This is a genomic window from Streptomyces sp. NPDC111507, from assembly GCF_055638955.1.
The window spans coordinates 1-24,628 of sequence record NZ_JBVKBU010000019.1; the positions used below are offsets into that span (position 1 = coordinate 1).

Here is a 24,628-nt window from a genome sequence, read left to right on the forward strand (position 1 = left end):
TCATTCACCTCCGCATACGACAACGACAACCCACCCGCCACCACCGCCACCGACCCCGGCGCCTCCACCACCCACGCCTCGAACAACTCATGAGCGAGGGACGTGACCGGCTCGGTGGTGCGGTGGCCGTCCAGAGCGCCGGTGACGATGGCGCGCTCGGCCTCGCTGAGGATGTCGATGGCCGCGAGGGGGGTTTCCGGGGCGCCCAGGACCTGGTCGAGCAGGCGCACGAAGTTGCCGGCGAGGCGGCGGACCGTGCTCTGGTCGAAGAGGGCGGTGGCGTACTGGAAGCGGGCCCTGAAAGAGCCGTCGGGCAGTTCCTGCACCTGGAGGCCGAGGTCGCACTTGGCGATGCCGTCGCTGTCACCGAACGGCTCCACCGTGAGGCCGGGCAGCTCGAAGGAGTCCAGGCGCCACTCGTGCAGGGTGAAGGCGACCTGGTAGAGGGGGGTGCGGGACTGGTCGCGCTCCGGCTGGAGCTCGTCGACCAGCTGCGCGAACGGCACCTGCTGGTGGTCGAAGGCGTCCAGGATGTGCCGGCGACCGGATGCGACGAGGCCGCCGAACGTGGCCTGATCGTCCCACCCGGCGCGCAGGACGAGGGTGTTGATGCCGTAGCCGATGAGCTGCTGGAGCTCGGGGCGGCCGCGCCCGGAGACGACGGTTCCGACGGTCACGTCCCGCTTTCCGGTGTAGCGGGCGATCAGCGTCTGGTAGGCGGTGAGCAGCACGGTGAACGGCGTGGTGTCGTGGTTCAGCGCGGCTTCTCGAACCCGGTCGGCGAGCCCGTCGGGCAGCTCGAAGTCCAGGTCGGCGCCCGCGTGGTCGCGGACGGCCGGGCGCGGCCGGTCGGTCGGCAGGTCGGTCGCCTCGACGCCGGCCAGGCGCTCGCGCCAGTAGTCGAGGTGGGTCTCGGCGTCCGGGCCGGCGAGCTGCTGCCGCTGCCAGGCCGCGTAGTCGGCGTACTGGAGGGTGAGCGGCGGCAGCTGAGCCTCGCGGCCGGAGACGAACGCGGCGTACAGGGAGCTGAGTTCGCTGCCGAAGACGCGGGTGGACCAGGCGTCGCAGGCGATGTGGTGGAAGACGAAGGCCAGGATGTGGTCGTCGTCGGCGAGGCGCAGCAGCGTGCCGCGCACCGGCCACTCGGTGGCCAGGTCGAAGCCGGTGGCGAGCTGCTCGCGCAGCACCTCGGCGGCCTTCCGCTCGCGCTCGGCGGCCGGTTCCTCGGTGAGCGGGACGACCGGCAGCGGCAGCGCGCGGGCGCCGGGCGCGTCCACGACCTGGACCGGGCCGCCGTTCTCGAAGGCGTACCGGGTGCGCAGGATCTCGTGGCGGGCGGCGATCGCCTCGAAGGCGCGGCCGAGGGCGGCGGCGTCGAGGGTGCCGCGAAGCCGCAGCACCAGCGGCACCAGATACTCGGTGCTGTCCGGCTCCAGGCGGTTGAGGAACCACATCTGCTGCTGGCCGGCGCTGAGCGCCAGGGGGGCGCTGCGGTCGGCACGGGTGATCTCGTCGCGGCGGGCGCCGCGGCGGCCGGCCAGGCGGCGGCGCAGCAGTTCGTCGCGGAGCGAGGCGCCCGACGGGGCGGGCACGGCGGTGGTTGCTTCCTCGGTGCTCATGCGTTCTGCTCCTTCAGCAGCATCGAGTCCGCCATCACTTCGGAGTCGGACATCTCGGCGATCTCCGCGCGGATCCGGTCCTCGATCGTCTGCGCCAGTTCGGCGACGGTCGGGCCCTCGAACACGGCGCGTACGGGCAGGGTGATCTCGAAGTCGGTCTGGATCGCGGCGATCAGCCGGATCGCGAGGATCGAATTTCCACCGGCGTGGAAGAAGTTGTCGTCAAGGCCGGCCTCGATCCCGCATGCGTCGCGCCAGATGTCGAGGAGGCGCTCCTCGACGGGGTCGGCGGGGCGCACGCGCCGCGGCGGTTCGGCCGTCGCCGGGTCGGGCAGGGCGCGCCGGTCGACCTTGCCGTTCGGGTTGAGCGGGATGCGTTCCAGCTCGGTGAAGCTGCCGGGGACCATGTACGGGGGCAGCAGCAGGGCGCTGTGGGCGGCGAGGGACGCGGCGTCCGCGTCGCCGCCGGGGACGGCAGTGAAGTAGGCGGCGAGCCGGACCCGGGCGCCACTGCCGACCGGCACGACGACCGCGTCGGCGACGCCGGGGTGGTCGAGCAGCACCGCGCGGATCTCGCCGGTCTCCACCCGGTAGCCGCGGATCTTGACCTGGTCGTCGGTGCGGCCGAGGAACTCCACGGCGCCGCTGTCGAGCCAGCGCGCCAGGTCGCCGGTGCGGTAGAGGCGGGTTCCGGCGGGCCCGTACGGGTCGGGCAGGAACTTCTCGGCGGTCAGGCCGGGGCGGCCGACATAACCGCGGGCGACTCCGGTGCCGCCGACGTACAGTTCGCCGACCGCGCCGACGGGGACGGGCCGCATCCGCTCGTCCAGGACGCGCATGACCATGCCGGGCAGCGGGCCGCCGATGGGCACGACGCCGGGGCCGGTGCCGGTCGCCACCGGGTGGACGCTGGTGCCTACGGAGGCCTCGGTCGGGCCGTACTCGTTGATGAGCCGGCCGCTCTCACCGAGCAGCGAAGCCCAGGTGGCGGCGAGCGAGCCGTCCAGGGCCTCGCCCGCGACCACCACGATCGGGGCCAGCGAGGCTGCCTGGCGTTCGGTCAACTGCTGGGTCAGGACGTCGAGATGGCCCGGCGTCAGCTTGAGGAAGCTGTACGGGGCGTGCGCGGCCAGACGCTCGCCGAGTTCGGACAGGTCGAGGTCCTGCGGAAGGAGCAGTACCCGCCGGCCGGTGAGCAGCGGCGCCCACAGGTTGGGGACGACCAGGTCGAAGGCGACCGAGGAGAAGACCGCGCCGCCGCCGGTGCCCGCTCCCGCGAGCTCGGCCGCCGCCCAGTTCAGGTGGTTGGCGAGGCCGCGGTGGGTGACCGCGACGCCCTTGGGGCGGCCGGTCGAGCCGGAGGTGTAGATGATGTACGCCAGGTCGTCGAAGTGGGCCTCCAGCGGCGGCGTCCAGGCGTCCTGGGCGGCGATCGCGTCGGCGTCGGACCCGTCGATCCGTACGACCGTGCCGTTGAACTCCCCTGTCTCACAGGCGTTCTGGGTGACCAGGACGCGGGCGTCGGCGTCGGCGAGCATCCCGGTGACGCGCTCGACGGGGAAGGCCGGGTCGATCGGCACGTACGCCGCGCCGGCCTGCCAGACGGCGAGCAGTGTGGCGTGGAGCTCCGGGCTCCGGTCGAGCAGGACACCGACGGTGCTGCCCTGACGGACTCCGATCGAGCGCAGATGGCGGGCGATCCGCGCGGCGCGGGCCGCCAGCTCCCGGTAGGTCAGGGCGAACCCGTCGCCCTCGACGGCGGTGGCATGCGGGGTTCGCACGGCCTGCGCGGCGAACATCTGCGGCGTCGACATGACGGGCTGGGGCGTCTCGGCGGTGCCCCAGCGGGTCAGCTCGGCGTGCTCACCGGGGGTGAGCAGGTCGAGGGCGCCGAGCGCGCGGTCGGGATCGGCGGTCGCGGACGCGAGCAGGGTGGTCAGGCCGGCGGCGAGGCGGGCTGCGGTGGCCTCCTCGTACAGGCTGGTCGCGTACTCCAGGCCGCCCACCAGCGTGCCGTCGGCGGCCGGGCGCAGCAGCAGGGTGAGGTCGGTGTGGGTGATCCGCCACATCCTGCGGACCGTGTCGGTGTCGCCGTCGACGGTGCCGTTGAAGTCCTCGCCGTGCAGGTCGAAGGCGGCCTGGTAGAGCGGGGTGCGCGACAGGTCGCGGTCGGGCACCAGCTCGTCGACGAGGAGGTCGAACGGCAGGTCCTGGTGGCTGAAGGCGTCCCGGGTGATGGCGGCGACCCTGGCGACCGCGTCGTTGAAGCCGAGTTCGCCGTCGAGCACACAGCGCAGCACCACGTTGTTGAGGAAGAAGCCGACGACGCCGTCGAGTTCGGGCCGCTCGCGCCCGGCGACCGGGGTGCCGACCGGCAGGTCCCACTGGCCGCTGTGCCGGGCGAGGACGGTGGCGTACGCGGTGAGCAGGACGGTGAACCGGGTGGTGCCGTGCTCGCGGGCGATCGTGTCGACGGCCGCGAGGGTGCCGGCGTCGATGGTGACCGGGGTGATGCCGCCGCGGCCGTCGCGGACGGCGGGACGCGGGTGGTCGGTGGGCAGGGCGAGTGGCTGGTGTCCGTCGAGGACGGCGCGCCAGTGCGTGAGCTCGCGCCCGACGGCCTCGCCCGTGAGCCGCTCCCGCTGCCAGGCCGCGAAGTCGGCGTACTGGACGGCGAGTTGCGGCAGGGCCGGCTGCTCGCCGGCCGTCAGCGCGGCGAGGACCTGGTGGAACTCGCGCTCCAGGACGGCGGTGGACCAGCCGTCGGTGGTGATGTGGTGCATGGCGACGGCGAGTAGCTCGCTGTCGTCGTCGAGCGTGATGTGCGCGGCCCGCAGCAGCCCACCGCCGTCGAGGCGGAAGCCGGTGCCGAGCAGCTCGGCGAGGACGGCGGGCAGCTCCTCGCGGCCGGTGGTGATCGCGCGGACCGGGACGCCGGTCGGCGCCTCGATGAACTGGCGCGGCTCGCGGTCCACTTCGGCGTACCGGGTGCGCAGCGCCTCGTGCCGGGCGACCAGGGTGTCCAGGGCCCGCCCGACGAGTTCGGGAGCGGTGCCGGCGGGCACCTTGAGCAGCAGACCGGCGACCCACTCGGGACTGGCCGGGTGCATCTTGTCCATGAACCACAGGCGGCGCTGCCCGTACGAGAGCGGAAGGCCGCCCTCGCGCGAAACGGGCCGGACGGGCGCGGAATCCTCCCCGGCGACCGCCGTCAGCAGGGCCGCGTGGTCGGCGAGGGTGGGAGCGCCGAGCAGGGCGCGCAAGGAGATGTCGCGGCCGGTGCCGGCGCGCAGCCGGGCGGCGACCCGGGTGAGCTGGAGCGAGGTGCCACCGCCGCGGAAGAAGTCGCTGGAGGTGGTGAGCGGGCCGAAGTCGAGGACGCTCTGCCAGGCCTCGGCGACCAGGAGCTCGGCCTCGGTGGCGGGGGCGGTGCCCGCCGGTTCGGCGACCGCGTCGGGCGAGGGCAGCGCCCGCCGGTCGACCTTGCCGGTCGGGCCCAGCGGGAAGGACTCCAGTTCGATCAGGGCGGCCGGCACATGGGTGCTGGGCAGCCGCTCCAGCAGGTGGCCGCGCAGCTCGGTCTCGGCGACCGGCTCGCGGATCACGTAATAGGCGGCGAGCCGCTTGGCGCCGTCGGCCGCGGCGTAGGGGCGGACCACGGCACCGGCGATCGCCGGGTGCGCGGCCAGCTGGGCCTCGACCTCGGCGGGTTCGATGCGTACGCCGTTGACCTTGACCTGGTCGTCCATGCGGCCCAGGTATTCGAGTACGCCGTCGGCGCGCCAGCTGACCCGGTCGCCGGTGCGGTACAGGCGGCTGCCGTCCCTGGCGAACGGGTCGGGCACGAAGCGCTCGGCGGTCTGGCCGGGGCGGCCGAGATAGCCGCGCGCCACACCGGCACCGCCCGCGAGCAGCTCGCCGGGAACACCGACGCCGACCGGGCTGCCGGACGCGTCCACGACCAGGACGCGCGTCTTCTCGATGGGGCGGCCGATCGGCACCGGGCCGGTCAGCTGGGCGGGGTCGAACCGGTGCGCGGTGACGTCGATGGAGCACTCGGTCGGACCATAGGTGTTCCACAGCTCGGCGCCGCTCAACGCCCGCAGCTCTTGGGCGAGTTCGGCGTGCAGCGGCTCACCGGCACAGCACACCAGGCGCAGCGCGCCGCACTTCTGCCAGCCGTCCTCGGCGACGAGCAGGCGCAGCACGGACGGCACGACCTGCAGCACGGTGATCCGGTGCTCGCCGACCGCGCGGACGAGGGCGGCCGGATCGCGTTCGGCACCGGCCGGGGCGAGCACCACGGTGCCGCCGCTGACCAGCGGGGCGAAGACCTCCCAGACATGGGCGTCGAAAACCAGGGCGGTCTTCTGCAGCACCCGGTCGGCGGTCGAGAGTCCGTGCTGTCGCACCGCCCAGCCGATGCGGTTGGCGATGCCGGCGTGGCTGACCACGACGCCCTTGGGGGTGCCGGTGGAGCCGGAGGTGTGCAGGACGTAGGCGGCGTTGGTGCTGTGCACGCCGGTGACCGGGGCGCCGGCGGGCTGCTCCCGGAGTTCGGCGGCGAGGTCCTCGGGGACGACGGGCCGGGCCCCGGCGTCGGTGACGGCGGCGCTGCCCCGGGCGTCGGTGAGGACGAGTGCGGTGCCGGACGCGGCGATCAGCGCGGAGGTGCGGGACCGCGGCGCCTCGATGTCCAGCGGCAGGTAGGCGGCACCGGCCCGCCAGATGGCGAGCAGCCCGACGACCAGGTCGAGGCCGCGGGCGAGCCGGACGCCGACCGGCAGGTCGGGTCCGGCGCCCTGGGCCCTCAGCAGGTGGGCGAGCCGGTTGCTGCGGGCGTCGAGCTCCGCGTACGTCATCCGCTGCCGACCGTGCTCCACGGCGATCGCTTCCGGAGTCAGCGAAGCCTGACGGCCGACGAGCACGGGGGTGAGCTGGGCTGCATCGGCCGATGCGTCCGTCCGTGACTCGGGAAACATGGAGGGTGTGCTCCTCGTGTGGTGAGTGACTGATCGAGAGCGGGGTGCCGGGCGGGAGTCCGGTCGTACGCGTGGTGCGCCGTCGGCCGGAGCCGGGCCGGTTACGCGGCGTCCATCCGACGGCGGAGGCTGGCCGGGCGCAGGTCGGTCCAGATCCGCTCGATGTGGGCCAGGCACTCCTCGCGGGTGCCCTCGGTGCCCTCGGCGTGCCAGCCGGCCGGCAGGTCGCGGTCGGCCCACCAGATCGAGTACTGCTCCTCGTCGTTGAGCACGACGCGGTGGGTGATGGCGGATTCGTGCTGCTCGGACACGGTGATCTCCTGTGTTTTCGGTGGAGCGGTGGTGTGCCGGTCGTAATGCGTTGGCCAGTTTTCGATCCGGGCCCATATCCGGCCTATATGAGGCCTGAAACAGACCGGCGGGGCCCGGCCGACGGCGAGGGATCCACCGGCTGGGCCCCGCTGGGGGGTGCCTACGGAGGTTGGCCAACCGGGGTTGGCCTACGGAGGTTGGCCAACCGGGGGCGGCCAACGGAAGTTGACCTACGAAGGTCGGCCGGTCGGACCGGTCGTCAGTCGGACATCGCGACGAGGATCCGGCGCGGTCCGGTGAACGGGCGGCGGCCATGGCCGACCAGCAGGTTGTCGATGAGCAGCAGGTCGCCCTCGCACCAGTCGACGTTCACCGCGTTCTCCAGGCCACGGTCGCGCACCTGCAGGACGTACTCGTCCGGGATCGGGCTGCCGTCCGCGAAGGTCACGGACTGCGGCAGCTCGTCGGCCGGCATGATCTGGGCGAGCGCCTTCGCGGTGTCGTCGCCGAGCGAGGCCGGGTGCCACTGGTCGGACTGGTTGAACCAGACCTCGGCGCCGGTGACCGGGTGGCGCATCGTGGAGTGGCGCAGCTGGCTGACCTTCAGGCTGTTGCCCGGCCCCCAGCTCCACTCGGCCTCCGCCTCCTTGAGGAAGACGTCGACCTCGTCCCGGTCCCCGGTTTCGAAGGTGTCCTGCCAGCTCTTGCCGAGGCCCTTGCCGCCATGCAGGTTCTGCGTGTAGCGCACCCCGGCCTCGAAGGCCTCGCGGACCTCCGGGGCGAGGGCCTCCAGCCACAGCGCGGCGTCGACGACCGGGGTGGCACCGCCGGTCTCCGGCGCGACGGCGCAGTAGAAGGCGAGCCGAGTCGGCCAGGCGTGGGCGTACGACATCTCGTTGTGCATCGAGATGGTGTACTCCTGCGGGTACTCCGTCGAGGTGTACACGTTGGAGCCGACCTTGGTGCGCGGCGAGTTGCCGTGCACGTAGGCGAGGCGGCGGGGCAGCAGCCGGTCGAGGACCGGGTCCAGCCCCTCGCCGGGCACCTTGAACCCGCGGAAGACCAGGGCCTTCTCGCGGACAAGCAGCCCGGCCAGGTCGATGCTGTCGAGGTGCTCGACGAGCGCCTCCGGGGTCACCGCTGCGCCCACGTCGCCCGGAGTGATCTCCAGCGGCGACCAGCCGTTGCGGTCGGTCATGGCAGTTCCTCTCGTGTCGTCGTTCAGGTGATGCCGGTACGCCGCCGAGCGGCCCGGGGCTACGGCAGGAAGCCCTCCACCTCCACGCCCAGCCCCTTCTGCCGGGCCGTGGTCAGCACGTCGTCGGCCAGCGCGATGTCGAGGACACCGAGCCCGAAGGGCGCGTAGACGATCGTGCGGCCCGGCTGCGGAGTGAACGCGCCCTCGTCCAGGAGGAGTTCGCCGATCGTCGGGTCGATGAAGTCGTGGTGACCGGCGAGCTGCTCGGCCAGGTGCAGCGAGGTGCGCTCGCGCAGCGCGTGGTCGACGTCGTCGACGATGTTGTGCGCGTCGAGCAGCGACTCGGGCAGCAGGTCGCGCAGCGAGATGTGCAGGACGACCGTGCCGGGCACGGCGGCCCTCAGGTCCAGGTGCGGTTCGATGGCGGACGTCGCGATGGAGACCAGGCCGTGGGCGGCGAGCGCCTCCTCGGCGGTGGTGACGGTGACCACCCGCGCCTCCGGGGCGGCCTCGGCCGCCTGGGCGGCGAACGAAGCGGCCCGCTCGGCCGAACTGTCGTACAGCGTCACGGTCTTGAGGCCGGGGACGGCCGCCCGGGTGTGACGCAGGATCTCCAGGTTGATGACGCCGCAGCCGATCAGCGCGAGGCCGTCCGGGCGGCGGTCGCGGGTGAGTAGTTCGGCGGCGAGCGCCGCGCTGGCGGCGGTGCGCTTGGCGGAGATCAGCGAGCCCTCGACGAGCGCCTCGGGGCGGCCGGTCTCCAGGGAGTTGAGGATGATCGCCGCGTTGGCGCGCTGAATGCCCCGGTCGATGTTGGCCGGGAAGGACGAGATCCACTTCATACCCGCGGCCGGCTTCTCTCCGCCCCGGTAGGCGGGCAGGCCGATGATGCGATTGCGCGGCTGTCCGGGAAAGCGGAGGAATATGGAGTGCGGCACCGCGGTGTCGCCCTGTGCGTGAATGCGGTAAGCGTCCGCGACGGCCTCGATGTTCTCGAGTTCACGGCCGTTCAGAATCTGCCCGACCTCGGAGTGCCGGATGATGAGCATGACGGGTTTCAGTCCTTCCAGAGGTGCGCGACTTCACCGAAATTTCGACGCACCCACGTGTCGGAATAAATCGTGTCGAGATAACGGTCGCCGCCGTCGGGGAAGACGAGCGCGACGGTCGAGTCGGCCGGGATCTCGTCCCTCAGCCGGGCCAGCGCGGCGACGGTCGCCCCGGACGAACCGCCGGCCAGGATGGCCTCGCGGTGGATGAGCCTGCGGCAGGCCACCACGCAGTCCAGGTCGGAGACGTGGACGACCCGGTCGGCGGCGGTCGGGTCCATCAGGGCCGGCACGACCGACGCCCCGTGCCCGGGAATGAGACGGCGGGTGGACTCCAGGCCGAAGATGGCGCTGCCCTCCGCGTCCACCGCGACGATGGTGGTGTCCATCCCCTGCTCGCGGATGTGGTCGGCGCAGCCCCGCAACGTGCCGAAGGTGCTGACCGAGCAGAACAGGTAGTCCACCCGGCCGTCGAGGGCGCGCGCTATCTCCCTCATGGTCTTCTCGTGGGCCCGCGGGTTGAGCAGGTTGGCGTACTGGTTGGGCCAGAACGCGTACGGCGTCCGCGCGACGAGTTCCCGCACACGGCGCAGCCGCATCGGCAGGTACTCGCCGGTCAGCTCGTCCCGCTCGGTCACCACCTCGATCTCGGCGCCGTAGGCGCGCAGGATCGCCAGGTTCTGCTCCGTGGTCTTTCCGTCCACCACACAGATGAAGCGGAACCCGAAGTAGCGGCATATCTGGGCGAGTCCGACCGCCAGGTTCCCCGAGCTGGACTCGACCACCACGGAGCGGCCGGGTACCAGCTCGCCGCTCTCGATCGCGCTGCTCAGCATGCTGAGCCCGGACCGGTCCTTGATACTGCCGCCCGGATTGAATCTCTCTATCTTGGCGAATACCCGGGCCTCAAACCCCGGCAGCAGCCTCTCCAATTCCACGAGTGGGGTGTTCCCCACGGTCGAAAGAATTCCTGAGAATGGTGGCTCCGACACGACTGTCACCTCCCGAACATTGATCGCGTCGAATGCTCGACGTGCTCCTTGACATTCTTGAGGTTTCGCCTATCCGGCAGCTATATTCTCGTCATATCGCAAGCATTTTGGGCGCCATATTTCGCGGCAATCGAGCCAATGTCGGCGGAACTTTCAGGTGGGGGCTAAGCGGGTCGGGCGAAGTCCGCTGCGGTTCGGCAGCGCCCTGAAGGGGCGCGGGGAACTGCGCGACCGGCCACGATGGAGCCGCGGACGATCGACGGCATCTCCCCGCACTTCCAGCGGAGCGCTTAGCCCCGTTCGGTCCGTACACCGTGCAGCCTCATCTGGTCGTCGGCACGCCCGCGGAGCTCCAGGGTGCCGTCCGCCCGCCAGCTCGCCAGGTCGTCCGTGCGGTACATCCTCGCTCCCGGTCGCAGCCCGTACGGGTCGGCCAGGAACCGCTCGGCGGTGAGTCCGGGGCGGTTCCTGTAGCCGTCGGCCAGGTCGTCGCCCGCCAGATACAGTCCGCCGGTCGCACCGGGCGGCACCGGCCGCAGCCGCCGGTCGAGCACGTAGCAGCGGGCGTTGGCGATAGGCCGCCCGATCGGAAGCCGCGTCCCGTCCGCCCCGTCCTCGGGCCCGAGCGGGTGGACGGTGGCCGTCATGGTCGACTCGGCCGGCCCGTACTGGTGGACCAGCCGCCAGTCCGCGCCGACCGAGGCGGCCCGCCGCAGGTGCGCGGCGGTCAGCTCCTCACCGCTGACCAGGCCCATCCGCAGCCAGGGCGACGGCACGTCCTCCTCGCCCGCCGCATCCCGCGCCGCGTCCGCGAGCGCGGTCAGCATCGTCGGCGTCAGAGCGGGCAGCACGGTCACCCGGTGCCGCCTGAGCAGGGCGAACAGCGCGGCCGGGTCCTGGGCCTCGTCCTGCTCCGCCACGACGAGCCGGGAGCCCGCCGTCAGCGGCCCGAAGATGTCCCGCACCGACGGGTCGAAGGACACCGACGCCAGGTTCAGGACGGTGTCGTCGCCCCCGAGCCCCGTCAGATCGTGCAGAGAGGACAGATAGCCCGCCACGGCCTCGTGCCGGATCACCACGCCCTTGGGCCGGCCCGTCGATCCGGAGGTGTGGATGACGTACGCCGGATGCCTGGCCGCGCCTTCCTGCGCGGCGGGGTTGCTCTCGGACCACCCGCCGGTGTCCCGCACGTCCGCCGGCTCCGCGAGTACGGCGACGGACTTGACGTCGTCCAGCATGAACGCGATCCGCTCGGCCGGATACCCGGGGTCCACGGGCAGATACGCCGCCCCCGACTTCATGACCGCGAGGAGCGCCACCACCAGCTCCACCGAGCGCGGCAGCGACACCGCGACCACGGTGTGCGACCCTGCCCCCTGGTCGATCAGCCGGTGTGCCAGCCGGTTGGCCCGCGCGTTCAGCTCCGCGTAGGTGAGCCGCTCCTCGCCGTGGATCAGGGCGATCCGGGTCGGCGTGGTGGCGGCCTGCGCCTCGAACAGTCCGTGTACGGTCGCCGGCCTCAGCTCGACGGCGGTGTCGTTCCACTCCTCGAGCAGCCGCTCCCGCTCGCCCGGAAGCAGTATGGGCACATCACCCACCAGGGCATCGGGGTCGGCGGCGAAGGCGGCGAGGAACCGGGCGAACCGGCTCAGGTGGGCGGTGAGTTCGGACTCGGTGTAGCGCGAGGGATGGCCGGCCAGCCGGATCTGGAGACCGCCCTCACCGGGCACCGGACAGGCCGCGATCTCCAGGTCTTCGACGGGGCCGGAGGCGAGCCGGTGAGCGTTACCCAGGGTGCCGTCGAAGGAGATGCCGAGGGCGAAGCCCATGACATCGACCATCGGGCCGAACTGCCGATGTGCGCTCTCGGAGCCGCCGTCGCGCAGGTCACGGAGCAGTTCCTCGTAGCGGTACTGCTGGTGGCGCAGCGTCTGGCGGGTCTCGTCGAGCGCACTGCGGATGAGGGTGTGGACGGTCGTGTCCCGGTCCGCCCTGATGCGCAGCGGAAGGATGTTGGCCGTCATGCCGGGCGTGCGCCGCGCGACGTCCGTGACACGGCCGACGACTGGCAGGCTGAGCAGGATGTCGTCCCGGCCGGTCATGCGGTGCAGGTAGGCGGCGACGGCGGCGACGAGACCGGTGGACCAATGGGTGCGGGCCAGCCGGGCGGTCGCGCCGAGCCGGTCCAGGGTCTCCCGCGGAATGCACCCCGCGCTCCGTACGAGACCGTCCGCGCCCTGCGTGCGCTCCGTACGCCCTCGCGGCCGGGCCAGGCCGAGGGACAGGCCGACGGGCTCCGGCCGGTCGGCCATGCGCCCGGCCCAGTGGGCACGGTCCGCGGTGAACCGTTCCGACGCCCGGTACTCGGCCTGTGCCGCGTGGAGCTCGGCGAGGCCCGGCAGGGCGCCCTCCGAAGGATCCCGGCCCTCGCGCAGGGCGGTGTAGATCTCGGCGGTGCGGCGCAGCACGAGCACACCGCTGTGCCCGTCGAGGACCACATGGTGGGCACGCTGGTAGAAGAAGTGCCGTTCGGGGGCGACGGTGATCAGCGCGAAGGCGAACAGCGGATCCCGGCGGAGGTCGACGGGCCGGGCCAGGTCGGCGCGCATCCAGTCATGGGCGGCCGCATCGTCGACGGCCCGGACCAGCGGCAGCTCCCAGTCGAGGGGCGGCCCGACCTCCTGCCGGATCCCGCCGTCCGCGTACTGCCCCGGACGCCCCCCGGCCCAGCCCACCCCATGCCCGTCGGCTCCGGCTCCGGCTCCGGCTCCGGCTCCGGCTTCGACTTCGACGAATCGCACCCGCAGCGCCTCGGTCTCGGTCACGGCGAGGCGGGCGGCTTCCTGGAAGTCCGGGACATGCAGCGGTCCGCGCACATCGGTGTAGAGGCCGACGTTGTACTGCTGGCTGCCGGCGCCGGCCCGGAGGTCATGCCAGATGCCGGACTGGCCTGCCAGGAGCGGGAGTTGAAAAGACGGAACCGGGGCGGGGCGGGGCATCGGTCACTCCGTTTCGGAGGAAGGGTCTTGAGCGACGTCGTGAAGGGGATGGGGAGAGGATGCGGACTGGATCACGGGTGACGAGGGAGGCAATGCACAGGCGCCGGTTCCGGCACGACGGAGTGACCGTGCCGGAACCGGCTGGGGGTGCCAAAACCGCGGCTGGGGAGTCCCGGCCGAGCGGATCGTCAGCCGGCGGCCGGCGCCGCGAGCCTGGCGGCGAACGGCGACGAGCTGCCGAAGAAGGACATGGTCCGCCCGGCCACCCACAGGCTCCCGTCGGTAGCCGTGGTCAGCCGGACGCCGTCCGCCGAGTAGGAGACGGGACCGGTGACGGCCTCCCAGGCCTGTCCATTCCAACGGGCGAAGGCGCCGTCGGTGCCGGAGTGCAGACCGGCGTACAACTGTCCGCCGTAGAAAGCCAGATCGGCGAAGCTCGTGACTCCCTTCAGGGTGATGTCCGCGCGGGTCCAACCGGTGCCGTTCCAGTGCAGGGCGGTGGTGCCGCCGACGACCCACACATCACTGGAGCCGCGGGCGACGACCTTGGTGAGGGAGCCCGTGAGGCCGGTGGGCGTGGCGACCTCCTTCCAGCTGGCGCCGTCGTACTTCACGACGTACGGACGGCAGTTGGTGCCCGCGGTATCCGTGCACGTCTGTCCGGCCGCCCAGATGTCCGTGGCGGAGTTGACCTGGACAGAGTTCAGCTTGGTACTGCCGCCGGCGGCCTGCGGGAGCTTGGTGACCTTCCAGGAGGTGCCGTCCCAGTGCCCGACGGCGCCCGGGACACTCGTGGCGGTGTCCGTTCGCGACTCGCCCACGGCCCACACATCGGTGGCCGAAACCGCCTTGATGCCAAGGAAGTTGACGGACGCGTCGGCCGGGTTCCGCTTCTCCCAGGCCGTGCCGTTCCAGTGGCTGACGGAAAGGGACTGCTGGTACTTCTTGCCCAGGACCCAGAAGTCGTTGGCAGACGTGGCGGCCCAGATCCCGTCGTCCGCACGATCCTTCTCGTAGGTCAGCTCCTTCCACGCCGTCCCCTGACGCAGCCAGTAACGGACGACTTCGGCGTCCTCGCTGTTGCGGCCCCAGACGGTCTGGCCGAAGGCGGTGCTGCCGTCACCGACCGGCAGAACGTCATAGAGCGAGCCGTCGGTGTTGGGCTTGGCAAGGGTCTCCCAACCGGGCGACGCCGCCTGGGCCGGGCCCGCGGCGAGCGACAGGGCGGCGCCGCCCGCCAGCAGGACGACGGCGGCTTTGCGGAGCAGGGCGGATGTGGCGCTTGAAGGCGGACTTGAAGGCAGAGTGGACATGGAACCTCCGAGAATCAGCGATATCGGTGGGGAGCGGCCGGTGCGGATGTGCCCGGCCGCGTTGCGGCTCTCGTCGCGCCGCGAACGGCGTGCTCCGCCGGACACCGAACGGGCCTCAGGCCGCCGCGACGTCGACGGCTTGGTGACAAGTCCGGGCCGTGGCGTCGCAGGAGGTCTTCTTCACTCCGCCGCACACCGCGCGGACCCGCTTGAGGTCGCCATGGAGGGCGCCACCGAGGAGGTACTCGTCGGCGCTGGTGGTGCCGACCGCGGGCGCGGCGAGTCCGGGAACGGCCGAGAGCGCCGCGGCGGTGCCGACGACCAGCATGGCGGGACGGCGACGCACGAGTCCTCCACGGATTCGGTACCCCGCCGGCCAGTCCCGGCGAGCGCCTCCAAAACTCCGCGATCCGCCTATACGCCTTCTCTATCGGGCAACCCTCGGCCGGGAGCGGTGGCGGTCACCGGGATCGTGCTGCTCGTAACGCTGCTACAGGCGCCGGTGCGCAGCACGAGGGCCCGGATGGAGCGGTCGGTACGGGGTCGGCCACCGCGGTGAGGCCGGGATCGGGCGGCGTGCCGACGGGCGAGCAGGTCACGGTGCCGATGGTCATCCCCGCCAGAGTCCCGGAGCGCCCTCTGTACCCGGCTACCCGGTGATCGCGAAACGTCGGCTCTGACCAGGGCGGATGAGGCTATCGGCAAGGACAGCTCGCGCTCGCCGTTCACCTGGACGCGGGCCGGACGCAGGCGGGGCTCCTGGCGGCCGCGTGGCCACGCGGCCGCAAAGGTGAAGGGCGCCCCGGAGGTTCCCGGGGCGCCCTTCGTGGTGATCGTCAGAAAAGGCTGCTCAGCGCACGTCCACGTAGTCGTGGTAGCTCTCGGCGTCCACGTAGGAGCCGGACGCGAGGTAGACCCCGACCCAGGTGCCGTCCTGCTTCGCGGTGAAGCGGGCGGTGAAGTGGCCGTGCGAGTCCGCCTTGACGGAGCCCAGCTGCGTCCAGGACTTCTTGCCCTTGGCCTGGAAGAGGATGTAGATACGCTGCTTGCCGAACGCCACCCACTTCGTGCCGCTCAGCCGCTGCAAGGTGCCGGTGGTGGTCACGGTGTGGCCCTTGCGCACCGGCTCGGGACCGGCGTTGAAGCCGGTGATCCGGGTGGCGGTGCGGTTGAAGTGCACGGAGTTGGAGTAGCCGGACTGGTAGTCCGACGACCCCGCCGAGTACAGCCGCCAGTAGCCCTTCGGCACCGCCACGTACCCGTCGAGGTTGAAGGTGCCGTCGGACTTCGTGTTGAACCAGCCGAGCGACTTCCAGCCGGTCTTGCCGTCGGCCGACTGCTGGAGGTACAGCTTCCGGTTCGGCGGCACCTTGCCGTTGCTGGCGCCCATGCTGCCCTGGATGTGCAGGTCGGAGTACTCGTCGATCCAGCTCGAACAGAAGCAGATGTTCGTCCGGTTGATGACATCGACCTTGAACTGCGTGTGCGAGGCGGTCAGATACGGGTCGGCCAGGTAGCTGTCGAGGCTGGTCTCGACCGTGAACGTGCTGTCGTCGTACGGGATGTACGGGTCGGTGAGCGTGAAGCGCCCACCGGCACCGCTGGTCGCCTTGGCGTAGTAGCCCATGTCCAGCGCGACGCCCTTGGCCGGGCGCCAGGTGCCGTCGTACAGGTACTCCACGACACCGGACGAGGACGCCTTGGCACCGAACTTGATCTTCACGCTGGAGTGGTCCAGCCGAATCCGGCTCGGGCTGACCACGACCGGCAGGGTCTTGCTGTCGACGAGCACATAGGTGCTCGTGCCGTCGGGGTTGGCGATCCAGAAGGAGAGCGAGACCGGCACGGACGTGGCGTTGTCGCCGTTCAACTTCGGTGCCACGTCGACCGCGTAGCTGCCGTCGGCGGCGGTGACGGTGCTGTAGGCGTTCTCGGCGATCACGCTCAGTTGCTTGCCGGCCACTGGCGAGGTGTCGCCGGTGATCGGGTCGAAGAGCGAGACGCGGCCGCTGAGCTGGACGTGCGTGTGCTCCACGTCCAGTACGGCGGGGCTGATGCTGCGATCGGCGAAGACCGGCTTCGGCTCGACGTCCACGGTGGTGGCGTGCGCCGACGAGGTGCTGTCGCCGTCGCTGTCCTGGGCGCTGACCGTCACGTCGTAGCTGCCGTACGACGGCAGTTGCGACATGCGGGGCGAGCGCCAGACGCCGTCCTGCGGCGTGCCGGAGACGAGGGTGAAGCCGGTGACCGCGACGGTCGCCGGGTTCGCGCCGCGCAGCTCGGTCAGGTCGGCGGACACCTCGGTGATCGCCGAATCGGAGGAGACGGCGACCGTCAGGAAGCCGGCGTCGGACGAGTCGGAGCCGACGTTGCCGAACACCGGGGCGCCGGTGCCGTCGGCGGGCGCGCTGCTGCTCGGGGCGGGCGTCGGGTCGCCGGAGGGCGGGTCGGACGGGGTCGGATCGGCGGGGGTCGGGGTGTCCGACGGTTCGCCGATGGGCGGGGCGGACGGGGCCGGGGTGTCCGAAGGAGTGCCGGACGGGGCGGTGGTGGGCGTGTCCGTCGACGTCGGATCTGCCGTCGGGTTCGTGGTCGCGGTGGCCGCCGGGTCCTGCCCGGGCGTGTCGCCGTCGGTCGCGTACGCCAGCGACGGCGCGGCGAGGAGCGCGGCGCCCAGCGCGGCGGACACGGCCGCCGACACCAAAGAGCGTGTTCTCACTGCTGGATTCCCCCCACGGGAATGGCGCGGCCTCGCTGCCCCGGATATCCAGAGGCCGGCCGCGCTCTTTGTACGGTTGCTGTGAACATCACGCAACGCATCGGACTCTAGCGCCTACCCCCGACACGGGAGCAAGGGGGTTTATGGAACCGGCCGAGGACCTCAACTGCCCCTGCTTGCAGGGCCGTTAAGAATCCCACCCCGAACGGTCCGCCGGTGTCAGGGCGACCCGACAACGACCGCTCATGCCCAGTCGGGCGCTGCGTCCGGTACGTAGTCGGGATCGTCCTCGATCCGGGACCGGTGCCGGCCCCCAACGAGAACGTCGAGCCTGGTCTTCACTCGTCCCAAGACCAGGAAGAGCACGACAGACCAAGAAGAGCACGACCCAGTACCGATCCCGTCGCCGTTCATCCCGCACCCGCACGAGCACAAGGCACAGCAGGAGGAAATGCGGGCCGCCGTCGGCGACGAGTGGCAGGAGCATGTCGTGAGAGGCACTCGGCAAGAATTCGGCGCCGTCGTCTTCACCCGTGACGGAGACCAGAACTGAGACCACCGACACGCGAGCGGCCGGCTTCCACCCCCACCACCGGCTCCGAAAAAAGCAAAAGCCCCAGGTCACGGCGAGTGAGAATCCTGGGGCTTCGGCAGAGCCGCCTTCGGGATTCGAACCCGAGACCTACGCATTACGAGTGCGTTGCTCTGGCCATCTGAGCTAAGGCGGCGCGCTGTCCGCACTATGGTGCGATCAGCAACGTCGGTAAGTCTACACAGTTTCCGGGGGTGCTCCGTACACGCCCCGGAAGGACCGGTTCCGGGGCGTGCGGGAGGGCTATGCGCAGCGTTTTCCCTTCGCGGGAGGGGTGCCCTGGAGGAGGTAGCGGTCGATCGTGGAGTCGATGCAGACGCTGCCGCGGCCGTACGCGGTGTGGCCGTCGCCGACGTAGGTGAGGAGGACACCGGAGGAGAGCTGGGAGGCGAGGGCCTTGGCCCAGGCGTAGGGGGTGGCCGGGTCCCGGGTGGTGCCGACCACGAGGATCGGGCCCGCGCCCTTCGCCTCGATGCGGTGCGGCTCGCCGGTGGGCCGCACGGGCCAGTACGCGCAGTTCAGGGAGGACCAGGCCAGACCGTCACCGAAGACGGGGGACGCCTTCTCGAACGCGGGAAGGCTCTTCTCCACCTGTTCGGGCGTGGAGAAGGCGGGCGGGAGGTCGAGGCAGTTCACGGCCGCGTTGGCGAACATGAGGTTCGCGTACTTGCCGTCGGCGTCGCGCTCGTAATAGCTGTCGGAGAGAGCGAGCAGGCCCGCGCCGTCCTTGTCCTTCATCGCCGCGGTCAGCGCCTGGCGCAGCTGCGGCCACGCCGCCTGGTCGTACATGGCCGCGATCACACCCGTGGTCGCGAGGGCCTCGCCGAGCTTGCGGCCGCCCGCGTCGCCTGTCGGGATCGGCTTCGCGTCGAGCTGCTTGAAGAAGGCGCTGAGGTTCTTGCCGACCTGGTCCGGGCTCGTGCCCGGGCCGCCCAGCGGGCAGTCGCTCTGGCGCACGCAGTCCTTCGCGAAGGACTGGAACGCCGTCTCGAAGCCCGCCGTCTGGTCCTGGTTGAGCTTGCGTGCGGACAGGGACGGGTCCATCGCGCCGTCCAGGACCATGCGGCCCACCCGGTCCGGGAAGAGGCCCGCGTACGTCGCCCCGAGGAGCGTCCCGTACGACGCCCCCACGTAGTTCAGCTTCTGGTCGCCCAGAACCGCGCGCAAAATGTCCATGTCCCGGGCCGCCTCGACCGTGGACACGTGCCGCAGGAGGTTCGGCGAGTGCCGGCCACAGCCCTCGGCGAACTTCTTGTACGCGTCGACCAGTTCACCCGTCTCCTTCTTGTCGTCGGGGGTGACGTCCGTCTCCGTGTACGTGTCCATCTGGTGGCCGGTGAGGCACTCGACGGGCTCACTGCGGGCCACCCCGCGCGGGTCGACCGCGACCATGTCGTAGCGGGCGCGGACCTCCGCCGGGTAGCCGATCCCCGCGTACGACTGCAGATAGCCCACCGCCGAGCCGCCCGGCCCGCCCGGGTTGACCAGCAGCGAGCCGATGCGCTTGCCGGGGCCGGTCGCCTTCTTGCGGGCCACGGCCAGCTTGACGTCACCCGAGGCCGGTTTCGCGTAGTCGAGCGGCGCCTTCATCGTGGCGCACTCGAAGCCGGAGACGCCGCAGCTGCGCCAGGTCAGCTCCTGGTTGTAGTACGACGACAGCGTGGAGGGTGTGGCGCGGGGCAGTGCGGCCAGCACCGCGTCCGCCGACGTCGTGGCCGTCCTGGTCGAACTCCCCGTGGAGCAGGCGGAGACGAGCAGCGTGGCGGCGAGCAGCACGCCGCCCGCACGGACGGTACGCATCGTGCGGATCGCACCGCGGGGTCGGTTCGGCCGACGGGACCGGGGCGGCCGAGGGGTGCGCCTGAAGTACCTGGAGTACATCTCGCGAGCGTAACCCTGCGCGACGTCGTGATCACCAACAGTCGTGGATGTGCCTCGTACGAGTGATGGCGTCAACACGGCGACTCAACTCCTGCTCCCCACACCTCGCCTCAGCTCCTCACTCCGGCTCCTCGGCACGGCCCCGGATGTCGGCCGGTGGCGATCACTGTCGGCTGCTGACCGGTCGCGGTCACTATCGGCTGTTCGCCGGTCGCTGTCGGCCGTCGGCTGTTTCCTGGTCGCTGTCGGCCGTCGGCTGTTCCCCGGTCGCTGTCGGCTGTCGGCTGTTCGCCGGTCGCTGTCAGCTCCGGGTCCTCGGCCCGGCCACGTCTTCGAGCCTCTCGGCTCAGCCCGCCCGCAGCGCCATCGTCATCGCCTCCACCGCCAGCAGCGGGGCCACATTGCGGTCCAGCGCCTCGCGGCACGCGGCGATCGCGTCGATCCGGCGGAGGGTCGCCTCCGGCGAGCTGCCGCGGGCGAGGCGCTCGAGTACATCCTCGGCCTCCGTGTTGGCGAGGGCCACCCGGGAGCCGAGCTGGAGGGCGAGGACGTCGCGGTAGAAGCCGGTGAGGTCGATGAGGGCCAGGTCCAGGCTGTCGCGCTGCGTACGCGTTCTCCGGCGCTTCTGCCGGTCCTCCAGCTCCTTCATGACGCCCGCGGTACCACGCGGCATACGGCCGCCCTGCGACGCGCCGAGGGCCGCCTTCAGGTCTTCGGTCTCCTTGACGTCGACTTCCTCGGCGAGCTGCTTCGCGTCCTCCGAGGCCGTGTCGATCAGCTCTTGGGCCGCCTTGAGACAGCCGCCGATGTCGTCGACCCGCAGCGGGAGCTTGAGGACGGCGGCCCGGCGCTCACGGGCACGCTGGTCCGTGGCGAGACGGCGGGCGCGCCCGATGTGCCCCTGTGTCGCGCGGGCCGCGGCCGCCGCGACAGCGGGCTCGATGCCGTCACGGCGGACGAGGATGTCGGCGACCGCGTCCACCGGCGGGGTGCGCAGGGTGAGCAGGCGGCAGCGGGAGCGGATGGTGGGCAGGACGTCCTCGATGGAGGGCGCGCAGAGCAGCCAGACCGTACGGGGGGCCGGTTCCTCGACGGCCTTCAGAAGGACGTTGCCCGCGCCCTCCGTGAGGCGGTCCGCGTCCTCCAGGACGATGACCTGCCAGCGGCCGGTCGCCGGGGACATCTGGGCGCGGCGGACCAGGTCGCGGGTCTCCTTCACACCGATGGAGAGGAGGTCGGTGCGGACGATCTGCACATCGGCGTGCGTCCCGATCAGGCTGGTGTGGCAGCCGTCGCAGAAGCCGCATCCGGGGACTCCGCCCAGCGCGCGGTCGGGGCTCACGCACTGGAGCGCCGCCGCGAAGGCCCGCGCCGCGGTGGAACGCCCGGAGCCGGGCGGACCGGTGAACAGCCAGGCGTGCGTCATCTTGGACGCCTCGGGGAGCGGGGTGTCCGCGGCGACCGCCGAGACGAGGGCGTCGGCGTCACGAGCGGCGGCGGCGAGTTGCTCGCTCACCTTGTCCTGGCCCACCAGGTCGTCCCATACCGGCACGGGGCACCGCCCTTTCGTCGCACTTTGCCTTGCCGCGTCCATTGTGCGGGTCGCCACTGACAACGGGGCCCCGGGCCTCAGCGACGGCGGCGACCGCCCCGTCCCTCGCGCCCGTCGTCCTGCTCGTCGTCGTCACGCGGGCCCAGCAGTTCGTCCGCCAGGGTCGGGAGGTCGTCGAGCGGGGTCTCCTCCGCCCAGTCGGAACGGGGACGGCGACGCGGTGCGCCCTCGGCATTGACCTGGGGCAGCTCGCGCGTGCGGTCACCGGCCCTCTCGGGCCGGGGCTCGGGCCGCTCGTCCCGGAAGAAGCCCGGCGGCACCCGGTTCGCGGGATCACCCGCACCGGCATCCGGGGCGGCACCCGCGCCCCCGTCGCGTACCGGAGGAAGCACGGCCGTCTCGTCGGCCGCGCCCGGCGCCACCGGCGGCAGTACGGCGGTCTCGTCCGCGGCCCCCGGAACCACCGGCGGGAGCACGGCCGTCCTCTCGGCCGCCTCCTCGGGCACGGGCGGCTTCGGCAGCTTGGCCGTCTCCTCCGAGTCGGAGCGGGAACCCTCGCGGCTCTCTCCGGAGCGCACGGGCCGCAGCACCGTCGTCTCGTCCACCGAGCCGCCCGAGGTGCTCGGGGGCGTCACGACCGGCGTGGGCACCGTCGTCTCGTTGTCGGCCACGGGACCCGCGGCCGCCGGCTCACCAGAACCCACAGGCGCCGAAGCGGGAGCCGACGCAGGCGCTGAAGCAGAAGCCGCAGCCGAAGGAGCAGCGGCAGCAGACGTCGAAGCCGCCGTGGCGGCGGCCGCCGCCGCTGCCGCTGCCGCCGTCTCCGTCGCCGCCCGTCGCGCCTCCTCCGCCCGCAGCAACGCCTCCTCGGCCTTGCGCTGCTTCTCCAGGCGGCGCTCCTCGGCCTCGGCCCGCAGCCGTGCCTGCTCCTCGGCCAGCCTGCGCAGCCGGTCGTGCTCGGCGGCCTGGGCCTGCTCCTGGGCCAGCAGCCGCGCCCGCTCCTCCTCGGCCCGGCGGCGGGCCTCCTCGGCGCGCTGTCGCGCCTCCTCCGCCTGGCGCTCGGCCTCGCGCCGCTGCGCCTCCTCCAGTTCGCGCTGCTTGCGCTCTTCTTCCTCCGCACGCAGCCGGGCGAGCTGTTCCTGGCGCTCGCGCTCCAGTCGCTCCTCCTCGGCCTTGCGGGCGGCCTCTTCCTCGGCCTTGCGCCGGGCCTCCTCCTCGGCCGCCTTGCGTGCCTCCTCCTGGGCCTTCACCTCGGCCTCGGAGAGGGGCAGCATCACGTCGAGCCGGTGCCGGACGACAGTGGTGACCGCCTCGGGCTCCTGGGCGGCGTCGACGACCAGGTACCGGCCCGGGTCGGCGGCGGCCAGCGTCAGGAAACCGGACCGCACGCGCGTGTGGAACTCCACCGGCTCCGACTCCAGCCGGTCGGGCGCCTCCGTGAAGCGCTCGCGCGCCGCCTCCGGGGAGACGTCGAGGAGCACGGTCAGATGCGGCACCAGTCCGTTGGTCGCCCATCGGTTGATGCGGGCGATCTCGGTCGGGGACAGGTCCCGGCCGGCCCCCTGGTAGGCCACCGACGAGTCGATGTAGCGGTCGGAGATGACGACGGCACCCCGCTCCAGCGCGGGCCGCACCACCGTGTCCACGTGCTCGGCGCGGTCGGCGGCGTACAGCAGCGCCTCCGCGCGGTGCGACAGGCCCGCCGACGACACGTCCAGCAGGATCGACCGCAGCCGCTTGCCGACCGGCGTGGCGCCCGGTTCGCGGGTCACCACGACCTCGTGGCCCTTGGCGCGGATCCACTCCGCGAGCGCTTCCGCCTGCGTCGACTTCCCGGCCCCGTCGCCGCCCTCCAGGGCGATGAAGAACCCGTTCGCAGTGGAGTTCTGCACCGGGTCGTCGCCACCGCGCAGCGCGTCCAGCAGGTCGTGCCGCAGCGGCACTCCGGAGCGGTCGTCGACCTTGGCGAGCACCAGGGCGGCGACCGGCAGCAGCAGGGCGCCCACCAGCATCAGTGTGAAGGCGGCGCCTCCGTGCGCGAACACGAACTTGCCGTTCTCGAGCCGGTGCGGGCCGATCGCCGCGGCGACCACGGGCGCCAGCAGGGTGCCGAGCGCCACGCAGACCCGTACGACCGCGTGCAGGTGTTCCGTCGTGCGCGCCCGCCGGTACTCCTCGGTCTCCTGGTCGAGCAGTGCGTGCCCGGTGTTCGCGGCGACGCCCGCGCCGATGCCCGCGAGGCCGGCGATCAGCAGCTCCGTGGTGACGTCCGGGACCAGACCGGCGGCCAGCAGCGCGATCCCGGTGAAGGCGATCGCCAGCGAGAGCAGCCTGCGCCGCGACAGCGACGGCAGCACGGAGGGGGCCGTCCGGATGCCGATGACGACACCCCCGGTCAGCGCCAGCACCAGCAGGCCGTACGTGACCGGTCCGCCGCCCAGGTCCTTGGCCTGCAGCACCGAGACGGCGACAGCGGCGGCGATCGCCGCGGCGACGGCCGCGCAGGCGAGCACCAGGAGCGGGATCGCGCCGGTACGGCCGTTGTCGACGCCCGTGCCCGTCCTGGGGCGGCGCAGGCCCTCCAGGGGCGAGCGCGCACGCGGGGTGCGGGTGTCGGGCAGTTCGAGGGACGTGAGCACGGAGAGCGAGGCGGCGAACAGTCCGGCGGCGACGTACGAGGCGAGCGCCCCCTGGTGCTGGTCGAACCAGGCGATCCCGGCACCCAGCAGGTTGCTGACGAGTGACACCACGACGAGCGTGGCGGCCGCGATCGGCACCGCCACGAAGGCCGTACGCAGTGACAGGCGCCGCAGCGCGTCCAGGTGGTCCGGCAGCGGGCGCACGGTGGCGCCCTCCAGCGGCGGCGCGGGCAGCAGCGCGGGCGCCGCGCTCTCCCGGCACACCGTCCAGAAGCGCTCGGCGACGCCGGTCACGAAGGCGAGGACGAGGAGGGCGGCGAGTGCGTTGTCCGGGGTCCAGTCGATCCACAGGGGCGCGATGAGCATGAGCACGGCGCGCAGTCCGTCGGCTCCGACCATGGTCCAGCGCCGGTCGAGCGGCCCCTCCTGGGACGTCAGCGAGGTGAGCGGCCCGAGGAGTATCGCTCCGAAGAGCAGCGTGGCCAGAATGCGTGCCCCGAAGACGGCCGCCACGGCGAGGGCGACCCCGCGGTAGCCGCCGCCGAAGGAACCCTCAGCGATCGCCGCCTGGAGGACGAGGATGACCAGCACGAGCAGGGCCAGGGCGTCACCGACACCGCCCACCAGGTGGGCGCTCCACAACCGTTTCAGCTGGGGTCGCCGCAGCAGCGCGCGGACGGCGCGCTCGCGGGAGTCCGCGACCAGGGCGTCGTCGGGGGCCGGAGTGTGGGCCGTTGGCTGCTCGGCTCGCGTCATCCTGCAAGCCTATCCGGCCCCACTG

At 72.1% G+C, this 24,628-nt stretch carries 13 protein-coding genes and 1 tRNA gene; all 14 read right to left on the minus strand.

All coding sequences use genetic code 11. From position 1 onward, the window contains the following. The coding region (locus ACZ7M2_RS44000; protein ID WP_471600083.1) for a condensation domain-containing protein at positions 1 to 1,619 on the minus strand (1,619 nt) is incomplete at its 3' end. Then, entirely contained in the window at positions 1,616 to 6,601 is a 4,986-nt protein-coding gene (locus tag ACZ7M2_RS44005) for an amino acid adenylation domain-containing protein (RefSeq protein WP_471600084.1), read from the minus strand. The genes ACZ7M2_RS44005 and ACZ7M2_RS44000, both read right to left, overlap by 4 nt. A 101-nt stretch (positions 6,602 to 6,702) precedes the next feature. Next, positions 6,703 to 6,912 carry an MbtH family protein gene (locus tag ACZ7M2_RS44010; protein WP_266584470.1) on the minus strand — a complete coding sequence of 70 codons (210 nt, stop codon included), beginning with the start codon at positions 6,910 to 6,912 and terminating at the stop codon, positions 6,703 to 6,705. Between the two features lie 260 nt (positions 6,913 to 7,172). Further along, on the minus strand, positions 7,173 to 8,111 hold the full coding sequence (locus ACZ7M2_RS44015; RefSeq protein ID WP_471600085.1) for a TauD/TfdA family dioxygenase: 939 nt from the start codon (positions 8,109 to 8,111) through the stop codon (positions 7,173 to 7,175). 59 nt (positions 8,112 to 8,170) lie between these two features. Further along, on the minus strand, positions 8,171 to 9,160 hold the full coding sequence (gene sbnB / locus ACZ7M2_RS44020; RefSeq protein WP_471600086.1) for a 2,3-diaminopropionate biosynthesis protein SbnB: 990 nt from the start codon (positions 9,158 to 9,160) through the stop codon (positions 8,171 to 8,173). An 8-nt stretch (positions 9,161 to 9,168) separates the two neighbouring features. After that, positions 9,169 to 10,116, minus strand: a complete 948-nt coding sequence (gene sbnA, locus ACZ7M2_RS44025; protein ID WP_266627127.1) for a 2,3-diaminopropionate biosynthesis protein SbnA — start codon at positions 10,114 to 10,116, stop codon at positions 9,169 to 9,171. Positions 10,117 to 10,442: 326 nt separating this feature from the next. Next, entirely contained in the window at positions 10,443 to 13,151 is a 2,709-nt protein-coding gene (locus tag ACZ7M2_RS44030) for an amino acid adenylation domain-containing protein (protein ID WP_471600087.1), read from the minus strand. 188 nt (positions 13,152 to 13,339) lie between these two features. Next, complete coding sequence (locus ACZ7M2_RS44035; RefSeq protein WP_471600088.1) at positions 13,340 to 14,464, minus strand: hypothetical protein; 1,125 nt, start codon at positions 14,462 to 14,464, stop codon at positions 13,340 to 13,342. 115 nt (positions 14,465 to 14,579) lie between these two features. After that, positions 14,580 to 14,810 (minus strand): hypothetical protein, encoded by a 231-nt coding sequence (locus ACZ7M2_RS44040; RefSeq protein WP_471600089.1) that lies wholly within the window; start codon positions 14,808 to 14,810, stop codon positions 14,580 to 14,582. Positions 14,811 to 15,314: 504 nt separating this feature from the next. Next, positions 15,315 to 17,183 carry a hypothetical protein gene (locus tag ACZ7M2_RS44045; protein ID WP_471600090.1) on the minus strand — a complete coding sequence of 623 codons (1,869 nt, stop codon included), beginning with the start codon at positions 17,181 to 17,183 and terminating at the stop codon, positions 15,315 to 15,317. A gap of 654 nt (positions 17,184 to 17,837) precedes the next feature. Then, a tRNA-Thr gene (locus tag ACZ7M2_RS44050) sits at positions 17,838 to 17,911 on the minus strand. A 107-nt stretch (positions 17,912 to 18,018) separates the two neighbouring features. Continuing rightward, positions 18,019 to 19,575: an alpha/beta hydrolase gene (locus ACZ7M2_RS44055; protein WP_471600091.1), complete on the minus strand. Its 1,557-nt coding sequence runs from the start codon at positions 19,573 to 19,575 to the stop codon at positions 18,019 to 18,021. A 427-nt stretch (positions 19,576 to 20,002) separates the two neighbouring features. Continuing rightward, positions 20,003 to 21,208 (minus strand): DNA polymerase III subunit delta', encoded by a 1,206-nt coding sequence (locus ACZ7M2_RS44060; RefSeq protein ID WP_352052541.1) that lies wholly within the window; start codon positions 21,206 to 21,208, stop codon positions 20,003 to 20,005. A gap of 77 nt (positions 21,209 to 21,285) precedes the next feature. Further along, positions 21,286 to 24,603 (minus strand): dTMP kinase, encoded by a 3,318-nt coding sequence (gene tmk, locus ACZ7M2_RS44065; RefSeq protein ID WP_471600092.1) that lies wholly within the window; start codon positions 24,601 to 24,603, stop codon positions 21,286 to 21,288. Positions 24,604 to 24,628 lie beyond the last annotated feature (25 nt).